Here is a 16262-nt window from a genome sequence, read left to right on the forward strand (position 1 = left end):
TCTCCGGGCAAACGGGGTCACCGCGGGCCCAATCCCCGAACGGACCGCCTAAGCCACCGCGCGAGCGCGCTACCTGGCCGGGGAGGCGAAGCCGGAGGCGAGCCTCCCCGGCCAGATCGCGAAGCGATGTCGCGCTCGCACAAGGCACGGTCACGGTGGCGAGCCGCCAGGCGAGTCACCGTGGGCCGGGACTTTAAAAACAGGCCCTAGGCTGACGGGCGTGAGCGAGCGTCCTTACGTGCTGCTGAGCTGCGCGATGTCGGTCGACGGGTACATCGACGACGCGAGCCCGGACCGGCTGCGGCTGTCCACCCCTGCCGACTTCGACCGGGTGGACGGCGTGCGCGCGACCTGCGACGCGATCCTGGTCGGCGCCGGAACGATCCGGGCCGACGACCCCAAGCTGCTCGTCCGCTCGGCGTCCCGGCGGCACCGGCGGGTCGAACGCGGGCTGCCGCCCGATCTCACCAAGGTGACGTTGACCACGACCGGGGAACTCGATCCCGGTTCGCGGTTCTTCACCACCGGCGAGTCGCCCAAGCTCGTGTACGCGCCGCCCGGCACCGTTCCCGTTCTGGCCAAGCGCCTGGACGGGCTGGCGGAGGTGGTGGACGCGGGCGACCCGGTGAGCCTGCCGGCGATGCTGGCGGACCTGGCGTCCCGGGGCGTGCGGCGGCTGATGGTCGAGGGCGGCGGCGCCGTACACACCCGCTTCCTCACCGCCGGGCTGGCCGACGAGCTGCAGCTGGTGATCGCGCCGTTCTTCATCGGCGATCCGTCCGCGCCGCGCTTCGCCGGGCCCGGGGTGTTCCCGCAGTCGCCGGCGCGGCCGATGCGGCTGGCCGAGTCCACCCGGATCGGCGACCTGGTGCTGCTGCGCTACCTCGCCGGCGGTTCCCGTGGTTGAGGACCCCGTGGTCGAAGACACCGTGGACGACGAGCGGTGGCTGCGGCTGGCCTGCGATCTGGCCCGCCGCTGCCCGCCGTCGCGGACGGCGTTCTCGGTGGGCGCGGTCATCGTCGGCACGGACGGCCGCGAGATCTCCCGGGGCTTCTCCCGGGAGTCCGATCCGCACGACCATGCCGAGGAGTCGGCCCTGGCCAAGACGGACGCCGCCGTTCTGGCCGGTGGGACGATCTACAGCTCGCTGGAGCCGTGCGGTGAGCGCAGGTCGCGTCCCCTGACGTGCACCGATCGCATCATCGAGGCGGGCCTGGCGCGGGTCGTGTTCGCCTGGCGCGAGCCGGTGCTGTTCGTCGAGGGAACGGGCGCCGAGCGGCTCCTCGCGCACGGCATCGAGATCGTCGAGCTTCCTGACCTGGCCGATCGCGCCCGCGAACCCAACGCCCACCTGCTCGATCGGTGACCCGGCTCAGTAGGTGACGGGTGCCGCGTGCGGGCGGCCCTTCAGCTCGTGGAAGCCCTCGACGGCCGCGACCAGCAGCGTGCCGTCCCACAGCCGCCCGGCCTCCTCGCCGCGCGGGATGCGCGAGATGACCGGGCCGAAGAACGCCGTCTCGGTGCCGTTCTCGTCGGTCACCGCGATGATCGGCGTGCCGACATGGGTACCGACCTTGGCGATGCCCTCCTCGTGCGAGGCGCGTACGGCGGCGTCGTAGTCCTCGGTCGTGGCGGCATCGGCCAGCTCGACCGGCAGCCCGGCCTCGGTGAGCGCGGCGGGCACCGTGTCCTCGTCCCACGCCGCCTCCTCGTCTCCTCGCTGGGTACGGGTGCCGAGGGCGGTGTAGAAGCGGCCGAGTGCCTCCTGGCCGTGCCCGGCGGCGACGGCCGCGCAGATCCGTACCGGCAACCACAGGTAGCCCTCGGGGTCTCCCTCCGGATCGTCGTCGCGGTCCTCGTTCAGCACCGACAGGCTCAGCACGTGCCAGCGGATCTCGATCGGACGGACCCGGGCGGCCTCCAGCAGCCAGCGGGAGGTGATCCAGGTGTACGGGCAGGACGGGTCGAACCAGAAGTTCGCGATCAGCATCCGGCCATGGTCCCATCCCCGAATGAGACTGTAGTCTCATTCCCCTTGCCAAGGCCCAGGGGCGGCATGCGATGCTGTGGGCCAAGCAAGCATTCGGTCAGGCAAGCAGGGGCATCCGGGCGGTGTCCCTGCGCGGGAAGGTACGGCAGTATGCGCGAGCACGATCGGCTGTTCATCGGCGGCGAGTGGACCACCCCTTCGGGCACCGGCACGATCGACGTGATCTCGCCGCACACCGAGGAGATCATCGGACGGGTTCCCGACGGCACCCCCGCCGACATGGACGCCGCCGTCGCCGCCGCGCGGGAGGCGTTCGACCGCGGCCCGTGGCCGCGGATGACGCCCGCCGAGCGCGCCGAGATCCTCGGCCGGCTGTCGGCGATCTACGCCGAGCGGCAGCAGTCGATGGCCGACCTGGTCACCGAGGAGATGGGCTCCCCGATCGGGTTCTCGATCTTCGCCCAGGCCGCCATCCCGCAGATGACGCTGCAGTACTACATCGACCTGGCCGGCACGTTCACCTGGGAGGAAGAGCGTCCCGGGATGCTCGGCCCGGTGACCGTCACCCGCGAGCCGGTCGGCGTCGTCGCCGCGATCTACCCGTGGAACGTCCCGCAGTTCACCTTCATCATGAAGCTCGCCCCGGCGCTGATCGCCGGCTGCACCGTGGTGGCCAAGCCGTCCCCCGAGACGCCGCTGGACGCCTACCTGCTGGCCGAGTGGATCAAGGAGGCCGGGATCCCGGACGGTGTGGTCAACATCGTCCCCGGCGGCCGCGAGACCGGCGCGTACCTGGTCGAGCACCCCGGCGTCGACAAGGTCGCCTTCACCGGCTCGACCGACGCCGGCCGCAAGATCGCCGCCGCCTGCGGGCAGCGGCTGCGCCCGGTCACGCTGGAGCTGGGCGGCAAGTCGGCGGCCATCATCCTGGAGGACGCCGACCTGGCCTCCACCATCGAGGGCTTCAAGCTGGCCTCGCTGATGAACAACGGCGAGGCCTGCGCCGCGCAGACCCGCATCCTGGCGCCGCGGTCGCGCTACGACGAGGTCGCGGACGCGCTCGCCACCATGGTCGGCGGCCTGTCGGTCGGCGACCCGGCCGACTACACCACCGAGATCGGCCCGCTGGTCGCCCGCCGGCAGCAGGAGCGCGTCGAGGGCTACATCCGGATCGGCCAGGACGAGGGCGCCAAGGTCATCGCCGGCGGCCTGGACCGCCCGCACGACCGCGGCTGGTACGTCGCGCCGACCGTGTTCGGCGGCGTCACCAACGACATGCGGATCGCCCGCGAGGAGATCTTCGGCCCGGTGCTGGCGCTGCTGTCCTACGACGACGAGGAGGACGCGGTCCGGATCGCCAACGACAGCGACTACGGCCTCGGCGGCTCGGTCTGGACCGCCGACGTCGACCACGGCGTCGAGGTCGCCCGCCGGATCCGTACCGGAAGCTGCGGCGTCAACATGTACATCATGGAGCCCAACACCCCGTTCGGCGGCTACAAGGACAGCGGTCTCGGCCGCGAGCTCGGGCCCGAGGGCCTGTCGCCGTACCTGGAGTACAAGGCCATCCCCCGCCCCGCCTGAACTCCCACCCGCGCGCCTGCAACGCGCGCTCAGGGAACGGCCTGCTCGCGGCGCCCGAACAGGGCCTCGTACGCGGCACGGAGGCCCTCCAGCTCCTGCTCCAGGAGTTGGAGGGCCTCTTTCGCCGCCACGTCATCGGCCGCGATGTCCCCGACCTGGCCGGCCAGCGCGTCGCGCGCCGACTCGATCCCGGTGAGCCGCTCGCCGAGCGTGCCCACCAGCAGCGCTCCGCGCGACAGCCCGGTCGCGCCGGGGAAGAGCCCGTCCAGGATCGCCGCCCGCTCCCGCGATCTGCGGCGCTCGCGGTGCAGCTCGATGAAGATGTCGACCTTCGAGCGCAGCACCCACGGGTCGAACGGCTTGACCAGGTAGTCGACGGCGCCCACCGCGTACCCCCGGAAGGCCAGGTCGGGCTCGCTGCGCGCGGCGGTCAGGAAGATGATCGGCACCTCGCGGGTCCGGTCCTTGCGCTTGATGTGGTACGCGGTCTCGAAGCCGTCCATCTCCGGCATCAGCACGTCCAGCAGGATCACCGCGTAGTCGCCGGTCATCAGCGCCCGCAGCGCGTCCTCGCCGGAGCGAACCGACACCGTCTCGGCGTCCACGCTCTTGAGGATCGCCGCCAGCGCCAGCAGGTTCTCCTCCTGGTCGTCCACCAGCAGGATCCTGGCCCCGTCATCGTCCATCCCGTCCCCGCTCGGTATCGGTGGTGTCCAGCCAGCGGCGCAGCACCGCGAACAGGTGCTCGATCTCGACCGGCTTGGTCACGTAGTCGGACATGCCCGCCACCAGGCTCTTCTCCTGGTCGCCCTTCATCGCCTTGGCGGTGAGCGCGACGATCGGCATGGCGGCGAACTGCGGCATCGCCCGGATCGCCCGGGTGGTGGCGTAGCCGTCCATCCCCGGCATCATCACGTCCATGAACACCAGCGCGATGTCCTCGTTCTGCTCCAGGGTCTCGATGCCCGTGCGCCCGTCGGCGGCGTAGAGGACCTTGAGGCCCGAGCGTTCCAGCACCGTGCTCAGCGCGAACACGTTGCGGATGTCGTCGTCGACGATCAGCACCGTACGGCCCTCGAACAGCTCGTCCCTGGCGACGACCGGCCCGGGCTCGGCCGCCTCCTCGCCCACCCTGGCCGGCCGCCCGGTCCCCGGCGGGGCCAGCTCGGCGGTCAGCGGGGCGCCGTCGGCACCGCCGGCCTCGGCCGGCCGGCCCGTACGGCCCGGCCGGGCGTTGCGCTCGGGCAGGTAGAGCACGAACGTGCTGCCCTCGCCCGGCCGGCTCGTCGCCCTGATCTCGCCGCCGAGCAGCTCGGCGATGTCCCGGCAGATCGACAGGCCCAGCCCGGTGCCGCCGTACTTGCGGCTGGTCGTGCCGTCGGCCTGCTGGAACGCGTCGAAGATGTCCTCCAGCTTGCCGGGCGGGATCCCCACCCCGGTGTCGGTGACGGTGAACGCGATCACCCGTTCCGCCTCGCGCAGCGGCTCCAGCGCGAAGTAGGCGCCGGCGGCCACGGAGATGTCCAGCCGGACCGAGCCCTCGGTGGTGAACTTGATCGCGTTGGACAGCAGGTTGCGCAGGATCTGCTGCAGCCGCTGCTCGTCGGTGCACAGCGCGGCGGGCAGCCCGGCGGCCGTCGCCACCTCGAACTCCAGGCCCTGCTCCAGCGCGATGTGCCGGAACGTCACGTTCACGTAGTCGACCAGCTTGGCCAGCCGGATCTCCTCGGGATGGATCTCCATCTTGCCCGCCTCGATCTTGGACAGGTCCAGGATGTCGTCGATCAGCTGCAGCAGGTCGCGGCCGGCACCGTAGATCGTCCGGGAGAACCTGACCTGCTCGGAGGTGAGGTTGCCGTCGGGGTTGGCCCACATCAGCTTGGCCAGCAGCAGCAGGCTGTTGAGCGGGGTGCGCAGCTCGTGCGACATGTTGGCCAGGAAGTTGGACTTGTAGCGCGACGACAGGGCCAGCTGCTCGGCCCGCTCCTCCAGCGCCCGGCGGGCCTCCTCGATCTCGGTGTTCTGCACCTCGATCTCGCGGTTCTGCCGGGCCAGCAGCGCGGCCTTGTCCTCCAGGTCGGCGTTGGAGCGGCGCAGCTCCTCCTGCTGGCGCTGCAGCTCGCCGGAGCGCTCGCGCAGCTGCCGGGTCAGCCGCTGCGACTCGGCCAGCAGCGACTCGGTGCGGGCGTTGGCCAGGATCGTGTTGATCGCGACGCCGATCGTATGGACGAACTGGTCGAAGAACGCCAGGTGCACGTCGCTGAACCGGCTGAACGCGGCCAGCTCGATCACGCCGAGCACCGCGTCCTCGAACACGATCGGCAGCACCACCACGCAGGCGGGCGGCGCCTCGCCGAGACCGGAGGAGATCTTGAGGTAGTCGACCGGGGTGTCGACCAGGATCAGCCGCTTCTTCTCCACCGCGGCCTGCCCGACCAGCCCCTCGCCGAACAGGATCTCCTCGCTCGGGCTGCCCTGCCGGCGGTAGCCGTACCCGGCGATCAGCCGCAGCACCGGCTCCTCCCGGCCCTCGTGCTGCACCAGGAAGAACGCGCCGTAGTGCGCGGCGACCAGCGGGGTCAGCTCGCTGAGGATCAGGCTGGCCACCTCGACCAGCTCGCGGTGGCCCTGCATCAGCCCGGCGATCCTGGCCAGGTTGCTCTCCAGCCAGTCCTTGGCGCGGGTGGTCTCGCGCAGCGTGGCCACCATCAGGTTGACGTTGTCCTTGAGCTCGGCCACCTCGCCGCGCGCCTCGACCGAGATCGACCGGGTCAGGTCGCCGCCGCTGACCGCGCTGGCGACCTCGGCGATCGCCCGGACCTGGGTGGTGAGGTTGCTGGCCAGCAGGTTGACGTTGTCGGTGAGGTCCTTCCACGCGCCGGTGACCCCGGGCACCTGGGCCTGGCCGCCCAGCTCGCCCCGGCTGCCGACCTCGCGCGCGACCCGGATCACCTCGGAGGAGAACGCCGACAGCGTGTCGACCATCGTGTTGATCGTGGTCTTCAGCTTGAGGATCTCGCCCTGCGCGTCGACGTCGATCTTCTTGGTCAGGTCGCCGTCGGCCACGGCCGTGGTGACCTGCGCGATGTTGCGCACCTGGTACGTCAGGTTGTTCGCCATCGCGTTGACGTTGTCGGTGAGGTCCTTCCAGACCCCGGACGCGCCGCGTACCCGCGCCTGGCCGCCCAGCTCGCCCTCGGTGCCGACCTCGCGGGCGACCCGGGTCACCTCGTCGGCGAACGCCGACAGCGTGTCGACCATCGTGTTGATCGTGGTCTTCAGCTGGAAGATCTCGCCCCGGGCGTCCACGGTGATCTTCTTGGTCAGGTCGCCGCCCGCCACCGAGGTCGCCACCTGCGCGATGTTGCGGACCTGGTACGTCAGGTTGTTGGCCATCGAGTTGACGTTGTCGGTGAGGTCCTTCCAGACCCCGGACGCGCCGCGCACCTGCGCCTGGCCGCCGAGCCGGCCTTCGGTGCCGACCTCGCGGGCGACCCGGGTGACCTCACCGGCGAACGCCGACAGCTGGTCGACCATCGTGTTGATGGTGTCCTTGAGTTCCAGGATCTCGCCCTGGGCGTCGACCGTGATCTTCTTCGAAAGATCCCCATCGGCCACCGCCTTGGTGATCTGCGCGATGTTACGCACCTGCGACGTCAGATTGTTGGCCATGAAGTTGACGTTGTCGGTGAGGTCCTTCCAGGTGCCGCTGACGCCGCGTACCTGCGCCTGGCCGCCCAGCTCGCCCTCGGTGCCGACCTCGCGCGCGACGCGGGTCACCTCGTCGGCGAATCCGGAGAGCTGGTCGACCATCGTGTTGAGCGTGTCCTTGAGCTCCAGGATCTCGCCCTGGGCATCGACCGTGATCTTCTTCGAAAGATCCCCATCGGCCACCGCCTTGGTGATCTGCGCGATATTGCGCACCTGCGACGTCAGATTGTTGGCCATCGAGTTGACGTTGTCGGTGAGGTCCTTCCAAACTCCGGAAACGCCTCGCACCTGCGCCTGGCCGCCGAGGCGTCCTTCCGTGCCGACCTCCCGCGCGACGCGGGTGACCTCCCCCGCGAAGCCGGACAGCTGGTCGACCATCGTGTTGAGGGTGTCCTTCAGCTCCAGCAGCTCGCCCTGCGCATCGACCGTGATCTTCTTCGAAAGATCCCCGTCGGCCACCGCCTTGGTGATCTGCGCGATATTGCGCACCTGCGACGTCAGATTGTTGGCCATGCCGTTGACGGACTCGGTGAGGTCCTTCCAGGTGCCGGAGACGCCCCGGACCTGCGCCTGACCGCCCAGCCGCCCCTCCGTACCCACCTCGCGCGCGACCCGCGTCACCTCGTCGGCGAACGCCGACAGCTGGTCGACCATCGTGTTGAGGGTGTCCTTGAGCTCCAGCAGCTCGCCCTTGACGTCGACGGTGATCTTCTGGCTGAGATCGCCCTTGGCCACGGCGGTGGCCACCTGGGCGATGTTGCGGACCTGGTACGTCAGGTTGCTGGCCATGACGTTCACCGACTCGGTGAGGTCCTTCCACGTGCCGGACACGCCTCGGACCTGCGCCTGACCGCCCAGCCGCCCCTCCGTACCCACCTCGCGCGCGACCCGCGTCACCTCGTCCGCGAACGCCGACAGCTGGTCGACCATCGTGTTGACGGTCAGCTTCAGCTCCAGCATCTCGCCGGTGGCCTCGACCGTGACCGTACGGGTGAGGTCGCCGCGCGCCACCGCCGTGGTCACCACCGCGATGTCGCGGACCTGCGCGGTCAGCCGGGTGGCCATGTCGTCGACCGCCTCGGTGACCTGCGCCCAGCTGCCGGTGAGGCCGCGGACCTTGGACTGCCCGCCGAGCCGTCCCTCGGTGCCCAGCTCGCGGGCCACCCGGGTCACCTCGGCGGTGAACAGCGAGAGCTGGTCGATCATCAGGTTGGCGGCCAGGCCGGCCCGGCTCAGATCGCCGTGCAGCGCGCGGTTGCCCACCTCCAGGTCGGCCCGCTGCGACAGGTCGCCCGCCGCCACCGCCTCCAGCACCCGGGCGGTGTTGGTCAGCGGGGTACTGATGTGGTCGAGCAGCGTGTTGGCCGCTTCGATGCCGGTGTGCCAGCGGCCCTGGCCGGGGCCGGCCGCCAGCCGCTCGTCCAGCCGTCCCTCGCGGGTGACCTCGCGGCAGACCCGGCCCAGCTCGTCGGCCAGATGCCCGTTGCGGTCCAGGATCTGGCCCAGCACCTCGCCGATCTCGGCCAGCGTGCCCTCGGCCGGCGCGTTGAAGCGCGGCCGGAAGTCGCCGTCGCGCAGCGCCCGCAGCGCCTCCAGCAGCGAACGCAGCCCCGCCTCGGTCGTGGCCGGGGACACCGGCCCGGACGGGGGAACCGGCTGCTCCGCGGGCGTATCGGGCCCCGCCGAAGGGACGGGCTCCGCAGGCGTTCCGGGCTCTGCGGACGGGACGGGCGCCGCGGCGGGTTCGGGTGCGGAGCCCTCGTGCTGGGCCGCTGATGTGGTGCTCGAGGATCCACTCATGGGCGAACCTTGCCGACTCGGCGTATCTGAGCCCGTTCATTCTGTCACTATGTTCCGGCACCTACCCCGCGAATCAGCATGTTCCCTCAAGGGGGTCATCGTGTCGGCTTCGCGAAGAACCGCGGTCTTCTCTCCCGAGCGCACGGCGGTGCCCGCCGCCCGCGAACTGGTCCGCACCGCGCTGCGCGCGTCGGCGCTGCCCCCCGAGCGCACCGCCGACGCGGTGCTGGTCACCAGCGAGCTGGTGACCAACGCGGTCATGCACGCGGGCACCGAGATCGGCGTGGACTGCGCGTTCGACGAGGAGGCCGGGCGGCTTCGCGTGGAGGTACGGGACCTGCTCCCGATGCGCCAGGTGGGCGCCCACCCGCCGCGTTCCCCGGCCGACGAGCCGGCCAGGGACCAGGAGGAGGCCGAACGAGGCCTGCTGCTCACCCAGTCGCTCGCCGACCGCTGGGGCGTCTCGTACACCAAGACCAGCAAGACGGTGTGGTTCGAGCTGGCCGCCGGGCCCGTACCGGCGGAGGAGACCGGGCCCGTCCTTCCGCAGAACGGGCAGCCGAGCGTCCGGCAGCGTTCCGAGCCCCGCGCCCCACTCGCGGCGGGCGTGCCGGTGCCGCGGCCGATCCGCGAGCGCGAGACGGTGGCGCGCCGCGGATACCGCAGCTGGCTCGGCTTTCTCGCCGAGGCCGGCGACCTGCTCGCGGGCACCCTGGACGAGAAGCTGGTGCTGGCCATCGCCGCGCAGCTGTACGTGCCGCGGCTGGCCACCTGGTGCGCGTTCTACCTGGACGACCAGGCCGGATACGGGCGGCTGCGGCATGTCTGGCACGCCGACGAGCGGCGGCTCGGCGCGCTGCGGGCGGCGCTGGAGGCGGCCGAGGACCCCCGTCCCGGCCGTCCGCGCGAGACCCGTCCCTGGGCCGGGCTCGGGACGCTCGGCCCGCACGAGCGCGGGGTGTGCGGCCCGGAGGTGCGCGAGCTGCAGCTGGCCTGGCGCGACCAGCGGCTCGGGGTGACCCTGCTCGGCGGCCCGGCGGGCGGCGAGTTCCGTTCCGAGCCGGTCCGGCTGGCCGAGGACCTCGGCGACCGGGTCGGCCAGGCGCTGCTCACCGCGCGCCGCTACGGCGAGCAGGAGGCCGCGAGCCAGGTCCTGCAGCGCAGCCTGCTGCCCACCCGGCTGCCGGCGATCCCGGGGATCGACTACGACGTGGTGTACGCGCCGGCCGGGCGGAACGCGGCGGCGGGCGGCGACTTCTACGACCTGTTCCCGGCGGGTCCGGGCCGGTGGCGGTTCATGCTCGGCGACGTCGCCGGCACCGGTCCGGAGGCCGCGGCGGTGACCGGCCTGGCCCGGCACACGCTGCGCGCGCTGGCCCGGGAGGGGCACACCGCGGCGGGCGCACTCGACCGGCTGAACGAGACGATCATCGACGACGCCTGGAGCCGGATGCTGACCGTCCTGCACGGCGAACTGGAGCCGGTCATGCCGGACCCGGCGAACACGGCCGACCCGGCGAACACCGTGAACGGATCGAACGGCGCGGGCGGGGTCCGGCTGTCGGTCGCGGCCGCGGGCCATCCGCTGCCGCTGCGGCTGCGGCCGGACGGCGGGGTGACACCGGTCGGCGGCTCGCAGATCCTGCTCGGCGCCGTCCGCGAGAGCACGTACCGGCTCGACAGCGTGCGGCTGGCCCGCGGCGACCTGCTGCTGTGCGTGACCGACGGGATCACCGAGCGGCGCAACGGCGGGCGGCTGCTCGACGATGACGACGGGCTCGCCCGGATCCTGGCGGGCTGCGCCGGGCTCCCGGCGCGGGCGGTGACGCGGCGCGTGCAGACCGCGGTGCGGGGCTTCGCCACCGATCCGCTGGACGACGACATGGCGATCCTGGCGCTGCGGGTCGCCCCGGACGCCGGGGACTACGGCGCCGGGAACGCCGACGTCAGCGGCGCTCGAGAGGCGTGACGGCCCAGCCGTGCCGGTTGCGGCAGGCCCGGACGGCCTCGGGCTCGGGCGTGCCGGTCACCAGCAGCCGTACGGGGGCCCGTTCCGGGACGGCCTCGCTCTCGTAGGCGAGGGTCCGCAGCTTGTCCGGGCTGACGACCGCCAGCGTCGCGCCGTGCACCTGGATCTCCCTGAGCAGGACGTCGGCGTCGGAGTCGGCGACGCCGATGAACGTGGCGCCCTGGATGAGGCACAGGTTCATGAGCCCGAGCCACATCGACGGCGAGCAGTCCCAGGAGCAGCAGGCCAGCACGTCGTGCCGGACGAGTCCGACGTGGTCGCCGAGCGTGCGCAGGTCGGCGAGGCGGTCGGCGTGGGTCAGCTCCTCGGGCGGGTCGCACAGCCTCAGGGCGATGTCGCGGGTGAGGTCCACGTCGGGCGGCGCGTCCCGGGCCGGGCCGCGAGGGTCGTGGTTGTCCACGAGGCGGGCGAAGGGCGTCGCCCCGGGAAGGTCGCCGAACGCGAAGACCTGCCGGACGTAGGAGCGTTCGGTGGCGGCCAGCGCCAGCACGGCCTCCTCGCCGGAGCCGGTCATCAGGAAGCGCGCCTCGCACTCGTTCATCAGCCGCGCCAGTTCCCGGGCGGACGAGTGCGGGGGCAGGGGGGCCGGTACGGCGCCCGCCGCGCTGACGGCGTGCACGGCCAGGGCCATGTCTCAGGCGTCCGCGAGGTGGATCGCGCCGACATCGCCGGGGCGGATCCCGTGCCGGGACAGTCCCGCGGCGGCGGCGGGGACGACCACCGAGAAGCGTGAGTAGCCGAGCTTGCGGCCTGGGCCGACCATGGCGGGACGGCCCGCGCACCTCAGGGCGTTCCTGCGCGCGGCGCCCAGTACGGCCTCGGTGACCGTCGAGTCGGAAACGGCCAGGCGGCCGGAGTTTCCGTCGAACATGGCCCCGACCGTACGCCTCGTGCCCGCCCCGTCACATCCGAAGATGTATGTAGACAGGTATGTAGCTCACTGGGGAAAGCCGGCCCTTGCCAACAGGGCGCGCCGCAGTACCTGCCCGTCGCCGGAACGCGGGATGACGTCGACGACGTGCACGGCGACCACGCCCCGATAGGGCGGCACATGGTCGTTGACGTAGTCGAGGAGGTCGTCCACGTCGATCGGCTCGGACAGCACGGCGAACGCGTAGGGCACCAGTCCGAGCTCCGGATCGGGCGCGGGGGCGACCACCGCGTCCCGTACCGCCGGATGGGCCGCGAGCACCGTCTCGGGCTCGGCGGGCGGCTCGGGCCGGCCCTCACCGAGCCGGCCGAGGATGTAGGCACGGCCGTGGTCGTCGCGGAACGCGGCGTCGCCGGTGGCCGACCACCGGACCGGGCCGGGCCTGGAGGTGCCCGTCGCCGGGAGCCGGACGCACAGCTCGCCCGGCTGGTAGGAGGGCTGCTCGATGCCGGTCGTGGCGTCCACGACCCGCCAGGCCACGCCCGGCAGGCCGCGCCCGACCGAGTCGAGCGTGCCCTCCTCGGCGGCGCGCAGGTTGAGGTGGGTGAGCCCGGCGGCCTCGGTCAGGCCGTACGCCTGCCGGACCGTACAGCCGAGCCGGGCGGCGCAGGCGCGCGCGGTCTCGGCCGCCAGCGGCCCGCCGACGCAGACGACCGAACGAAGCGGGCGCAGCGCGTAGCGCGGCACGACCCGGTCGTACGCGAGCATCTCCACCAGGCGGGGCGTCAGCAACGCGACCGTGACCTGGTGGTCCTGTACGGCGCGCAGCAGGTCATGGCGGCCGGCGCCCGGGTTCGCGACGACGGTGGCGCCGAGCCGCAGCGCGGGGTTGAGCACGCCGTTGAGGACGAGCATGCCGGTGAACGGCAGCGCGGACAGCACGGTGTCGTCCCGGCCGATCATCCCGGAGTCGGCGATCCTGACCAGCCCGGCGACCAACTCGGCATGGGCGAGCGGGACGATCCGGGCGGGCCTGGTCGTACCGCGCGAGCAGGCGAGCAGCGCTCGCGAGCCCGGTGAGGCGGGCTTGGGAAGGGGCTTGGCTCCCGTGGCGGGCGGGCCGGGGAACGCGTCGCCGAAGCACACGAGCCGTCCGGTCCCGGCCGATCCGGCGGCGTCGCGCGCGATGTCCAGGAGCGGCGGCGAGGTGATGAGCAGTTCCGCCTCTGAGGTGCGCAGCAGCCGGGCGAGCTCGACCGCCGGGGCCGACACCCGCAGTGGCAGCGGGATCGCGCCGGCGGCGATGACCGCGTGCAGCGCGACGGCGAAGTCGGGGCCGTCCGCCAGATGCACCCCCACCACCGTCCCCGGCCGTACGTCCTGGGCGGCCAGGCTCGCGGCGGCGGCCATGACCTCGTCCGCCAGCTCGCCATGCGTGAGCGCGCGCCCGGACACCGCGTCCACCACCGCCGGCCGGGCGGGGTCCGCGTTCGGCGCCGCGATGACGGCCTCGGTCACCGTCACCGCCGGGAAGGCCGCCAGAGGGTCCGTGCCGTCGACGCCGCCGCTCGCAATCATGGCCCGAAGCTAGGGCCCGGACGCGGATCGGCGCATGCGCCGGAGTGTGGATCCGGGGTTGTATTCGACGGCCCGCCAATACCGTGCCCGGACGTGCCGCCCTGTGTACACATGGTCATGCACGGGGGCCGTCGCCGAGGTGGTCGACCGCCCAGGCGGCGACCTGGGCGCGCGAGCCGAAGCCGAGCTTGGACAGGATGTTGGTGACGTGCCGTGCCACGGTGGCCGGGCTGATCACCAGCTCGTCGGCGATGCCCCGGTTGCTCAGGCCGCGCGCGACCAGCAGCGCGATCTCCCGTTCGCGCGCCGTCAGCGTGCCCGGCGGTGTCACCGGGGCCGCCACCGCCGCCGAGCGGCCCCGCTGGGATCCCGAACGCGGAACGGGCACCGCGGCCTCCTGCTCCGGCTCGGCCTCCCGTCCCGGCTCCGGCGCGCGCAGTGCCGCGGACACCGCGTCGTCCAGCGGCATGGTCCGGCCCTGGCCCCACAGCTGGGCCACCAGGGGCTCGCCCAGCTGCCGCCGGATCGGCTCCAGCGTCCGCTCGAACCGGGCACCGCCGTCCGGCCGCCGCCCGGCCGACTCCAGCACCGCGTCCCGCAGCGCCGCGGCCGCGCCGCCGATCAGCAGCGCGCGCCTCGGATCGCCCTCGCGCGCGACCAGCCCGGCGAAGGTGTCCAGCGCGCGAGCCACATCGAGCCGGATGCCGGTGGAACGGCTCAGCCCGAGGCTCTCGGTCAGCGCCTCGCGCGCCGCCGCCGGATCGTCCAGGCCCAGCGCGACCCGGCCCCTCCCGGCCAGCGCCCGCGCGATCTCCGGCCGCGCCCCGATCTCGCGCAGGATCGGCAGCGCCTCGCCGTAGTGGGCGCGTGCGGCGGGCAGGTCGCCGCGCGACTCGGCCAGCCGGCCCAGCCCGATCAGCGCGTGCGCGGCGCCCCACAGCTGCCCGATGCCGCGCATCGTCGCCAGCCCCGCCTCCAGCAGCTCCCTGGCCTCGCGCAGCCGGTCCTGCCGGATCCGCAGGTAGCCGCGCGCGATCGCCGCGTACGCCCGGTTCCACTCCTGGCCGGGCTCGGCGGTGATCGCGTCGGCCTCGTCCAGCCGCGCCGCGGCCTCGGCGGAACGGCCCGCGTGAGTGTGCGCCTCGGCCAGCGTGACCAGCGCGGTCGCGGCCATGAACGCGTCCCCGGCCTCCCGGCACGGGCCGAGCGCCGCCGCGGCGAACGCGCCCGCCTGGACGAAGTCGCGGGCGCCGACGGCGATCTGCGCCCGGCCGGCCAGCGCTGGCCCGCGCACCGAGGCGGGCAGGCCGTCGCCGCGCGCCAGGAACCGGTCGGTCCACTCCGCCCACTCGGCCGCCTGCCCGCGCACGATCCAGTACGTCCGCAGCGCCGTGCAGATGCGCAGGCCCTCCTCGATGTCGCCGTGCTCCAGCGACCACGCCAGCGCGCCCCGCGCGTTGCCGGTCTCGGCGTCGTACCGGCTGAACAGGTCGACCCGGGCCGCCCACGACGCCGGGCGCTCGGCGATGCCGATCTCGCCGTGCCGTTCGGCCAGTTCGAGCAGCGCGTCGCGGTGCCGGTCGCGCAGCGCCGCGCCCTCGCCGACCGCGTCCAGCCGCTCGGCCGCGTACCGGCGGATGCTGTCGAGCATCCGGAACCGCACCTCGCCGGCGACCTCGCCGCCCACCACGACCAGCGACTTGTCGACCAGCGCGGTGAGCAGGTCGAGGACCTCGTCCGCGCCGAGCACCTCGTCGGCGCACACCACCTCGGCCTGCTCCAGCGTCCAGCCGGCGAACACCGACAGCCGGCGCAGCAGGATCCGCTCCTCCTCGCCGAGCAGCTCGTGGCTCCAGTCGATCGCCGCGCGCAGCGTCCGCTGCCGGGGCGGGGCCGTGCGGTCGCCGGCGTTCAGCAGCCGGAAGCGGTCGGCGAGCCGGTGCGCGATCTGGTCCACCGACAGCACCGCCACCCGCGCCGCCGCCAGCTCCAGAGCCAGCGGCACGCCGTCCAGGGCCCGGCTGATCCGCTCGACGGCGGCGCCGCCGGTGAAGCCGGGACGGGCCGCCCGCGCACGCTCCTCGAACAGCAGCGCGGCCTCGCGCGGCTCCAGCGGCGGTACGCGCCAGACGTTCTCGCCGGCCATCCGCAGCGGCTCGCGGCTGGTGGCCAGCAGCCGCAGCCCCGGGCAGCGGGCCAGCAGCATCCCGGTCAGGTCGGCGCAGTCACCGACCAGGTGCTCGCAGTTGTCCAGGACGAGCAGCGTCTCCCTGCCGCGCAGCGCGTCGGCCAAGGTGTCGGGCAGCGGCCGCCCCTCTTCAGCGGCCACCCCGAGCACCGCGGCGATCCGCCGGGCCACCGGATCGGGCGGCCCGTCCGCCGGCAGGTCGCCCAGCTCGGCCAGCCACACCCCGTCGGCGTAGGCGTCGCTCACCGTCCGGGCGACGTGCACGGCCAGCCGCGTCTTGCCGATCCCGCCCGCCCCGCACAGCGTCACGGCGCGCATGCTCTCCAGGAGGAGCCGCAGATCCCCCACGTCGCGCTCGCGCCCGACGAAGGGGTTCGGCTCCATGGGCAGGTTGGTCTTCACAGCGCTTTTCACCGAGGTCATGTGCCCACAAGTGTCCGATGGTCCGGCCCGCAGCTCCCGTGCGGTCTGTGCTCGTGTTCCCCGTGTTCACCGTGCTCGCGTCCCTGT

The 16262-nt window shown here is 73.0% G+C and carries 11 protein-coding genes; 4 read left to right on the forward strand and 7 right to left on the reverse strand.

The features are described from left to right. Positions 1 to 220 precede the first annotated feature (220 nt). Positions 221 to 907 (forward strand): RibD family protein, encoded by a 687-nt coding sequence (locus ACH34Q_RS01475; RefSeq protein ID WP_395980834.1) that lies wholly within the window; start codon positions 221 to 223, stop codon positions 905 to 907. A 7-nt stretch (positions 908 to 914) separates the two neighbouring features. Beyond that, the gene (locus tag ACH34Q_RS01480; RefSeq protein WP_395980835.1) at positions 915 to 1367 is read left to right on the forward strand and encodes a dCMP deaminase; all 453 of its coding nucleotides are present in this window, start codon (positions 915 to 917) and stop codon (positions 1365 to 1367) included. A 6-nt stretch (positions 1368 to 1373) separates the two neighbouring features. On the opposite strand, the gene ACH34Q_RS01485 is transcribed toward ACH34Q_RS01480, so the two are convergent. Further along, the gene (locus ACH34Q_RS01485; protein WP_395980837.1) at positions 1374 to 1991 is read right to left on the reverse strand and encodes a disulfide bond formation protein DsbA; all 618 of its coding nucleotides are present in this window, start codon (positions 1989 to 1991) and stop codon (positions 1374 to 1376) included. 150 nt (positions 1992 to 2141) lie between these two features. Here ACH34Q_RS01485 and ACH34Q_RS01490 point away from each other — a divergent pair, with 150 nt between their 5' ends. Then, the gene (locus tag ACH34Q_RS01490; protein WP_395980838.1) at positions 2142 to 3575 is read left to right on the forward strand and encodes an aldehyde dehydrogenase; all 1434 of its coding nucleotides are present in this window, start codon (positions 2142 to 2144) and stop codon (positions 3573 to 3575) included. Positions 3576 to 3604: 29 nt separating this feature from the next. Here ACH34Q_RS01490 and ACH34Q_RS01495 read toward each other — a convergent pair whose 3' ends face one another. Continuing rightward, positions 3605 to 4261, reverse strand: coding sequence for a PleD family two-component system response regulator (locus tag ACH34Q_RS01495; protein WP_395980839.1), 657 nt, complete (start codon positions 4259 to 4261; stop codon positions 3605 to 3607). After that, positions 4251 to 9086: a HAMP domain-containing protein gene (locus ACH34Q_RS01500; protein WP_395980840.1), complete on the reverse strand. Its 4836-nt coding sequence runs from the start codon at positions 9084 to 9086 to the stop codon at positions 4251 to 4253. Before ACH34Q_RS01500 ends, ACH34Q_RS01495 begins: the two co-directional genes overlap by 11 nt. Positions 9087 to 9186: 100 nt before the next feature. On the opposite strand from ACH34Q_RS01500, the gene ACH34Q_RS01505 reads away from it, so the two are divergent. After that, positions 9187 to 11055 (forward strand): SpoIIE family protein phosphatase, encoded by a 1869-nt coding sequence (locus ACH34Q_RS01505; RefSeq protein ID WP_395980841.1) that lies wholly within the window; start codon positions 9187 to 9189, stop codon positions 11053 to 11055. Here the strand turns inward: ACH34Q_RS01505 and ACH34Q_RS01510 are convergent. The 4 genes from ACH34Q_RS01510 to ACH34Q_RS01525 all read right to left on the reverse strand — a co-directional run bounded on the left by ACH34Q_RS01510 (position 11033) and on the right by ACH34Q_RS01525 (position 16136). Further along, positions 11033 to 11746, reverse strand: a complete 714-nt coding sequence (locus ACH34Q_RS01510) for a long-chain fatty acid--CoA ligase (protein ID WP_395980842.1) — start codon at positions 11744 to 11746, stop codon at positions 11033 to 11035. The genes ACH34Q_RS01505 and ACH34Q_RS01510 overlap by 23 nt on opposite strands. Before the next feature lie 3 nt (positions 11747 to 11749). Further along, the gene (locus ACH34Q_RS01515; protein ID WP_395980843.1) at positions 11750 to 11986 is read right to left on the reverse strand and encodes a hypothetical protein; all 237 of its coding nucleotides are present in this window, start codon (positions 11984 to 11986) and stop codon (positions 11750 to 11752) included. Positions 11987 to 12052: 66 nt separating this feature from the next. Then, positions 12053 to 13564, reverse strand: coding sequence for a class I adenylate-forming enzyme family protein (locus tag ACH34Q_RS01520; protein WP_395980844.1), 1512 nt, complete (start codon positions 13562 to 13564; stop codon positions 12053 to 12055). Between the two features lie 115 nt (positions 13565 to 13679). After that, entirely contained in the window at positions 13680 to 16136 is a 2457-nt protein-coding gene (locus tag ACH34Q_RS01525; RefSeq protein ID WP_395980845.1) for a LuxR C-terminal-related transcriptional regulator, read from the reverse strand. Positions 16137 to 16262: the final 126 nt, after the last annotated feature.

It is taken from the genome of Actinomadura sp. 9N407 (assembly GCF_044326315.1).
Classification (GTDB): domain Bacteria; phylum Actinomycetota; class Actinomycetes; order Streptosporangiales; family Streptosporangiaceae; genus Spirillospora.

Bases quoted from the DNA above. Each gene is read 5' to 3' on its own strand.
- ACH34Q_RS01490 (WP_395980838.1), top strand. From the start codon at position 2,142: ATGCGCGAGCACGATCGGCTGTTCATCGGCGGCGAGTGGACCACCCCT.
- ACH34Q_RS01510 (WP_395980842.1), bottom strand. From the start codon at position 11,746: ATGGCCCTGGCCGTGCACGCCGTCAGCGCGGCGGGCGCCGTACCGGCC.
- ACH34Q_RS01495 (WP_395980839.1), bottom strand. From the start codon at position 4,261: ATGGACGATGACGGGGCCAGGATCCTGCTGGTGGACGACCAGGAGGAG.
- ACH34Q_RS01520 (WP_395980844.1), bottom strand. From the start codon at position 13,564: ATGATTGCGAGCGGCGGCGTCGACGGCACGGACCCTCTGGCGGCCTTC.
- ACH34Q_RS01485 (WP_395980837.1), bottom strand. From the start codon at position 1,991: ATGCTGATCGCGAACTTCTGGTTCGACCCGTCCTGCCCGTACACCTGG.
- ACH34Q_RS01500 (WP_395980840.1), bottom strand. From the start codon at position 9,086: ATGAGTGGATCCTCGAGCACCACATCAGCGGCCCAGCACGAGGGCTCC.
- ACH34Q_RS01525 (WP_395980845.1), bottom strand. From the start codon at position 16,136: ATGGAGCCGAACCCCTTCGTCGGGCGCGAGCGCGACGTGGGGGATCTG.
- ACH34Q_RS01515 (WP_395980843.1), bottom strand. From the start codon at position 11,986: ATGTTCGACGGAAACTCCGGCCGCCTGGCCGTTTCCGACTCGACGGTC.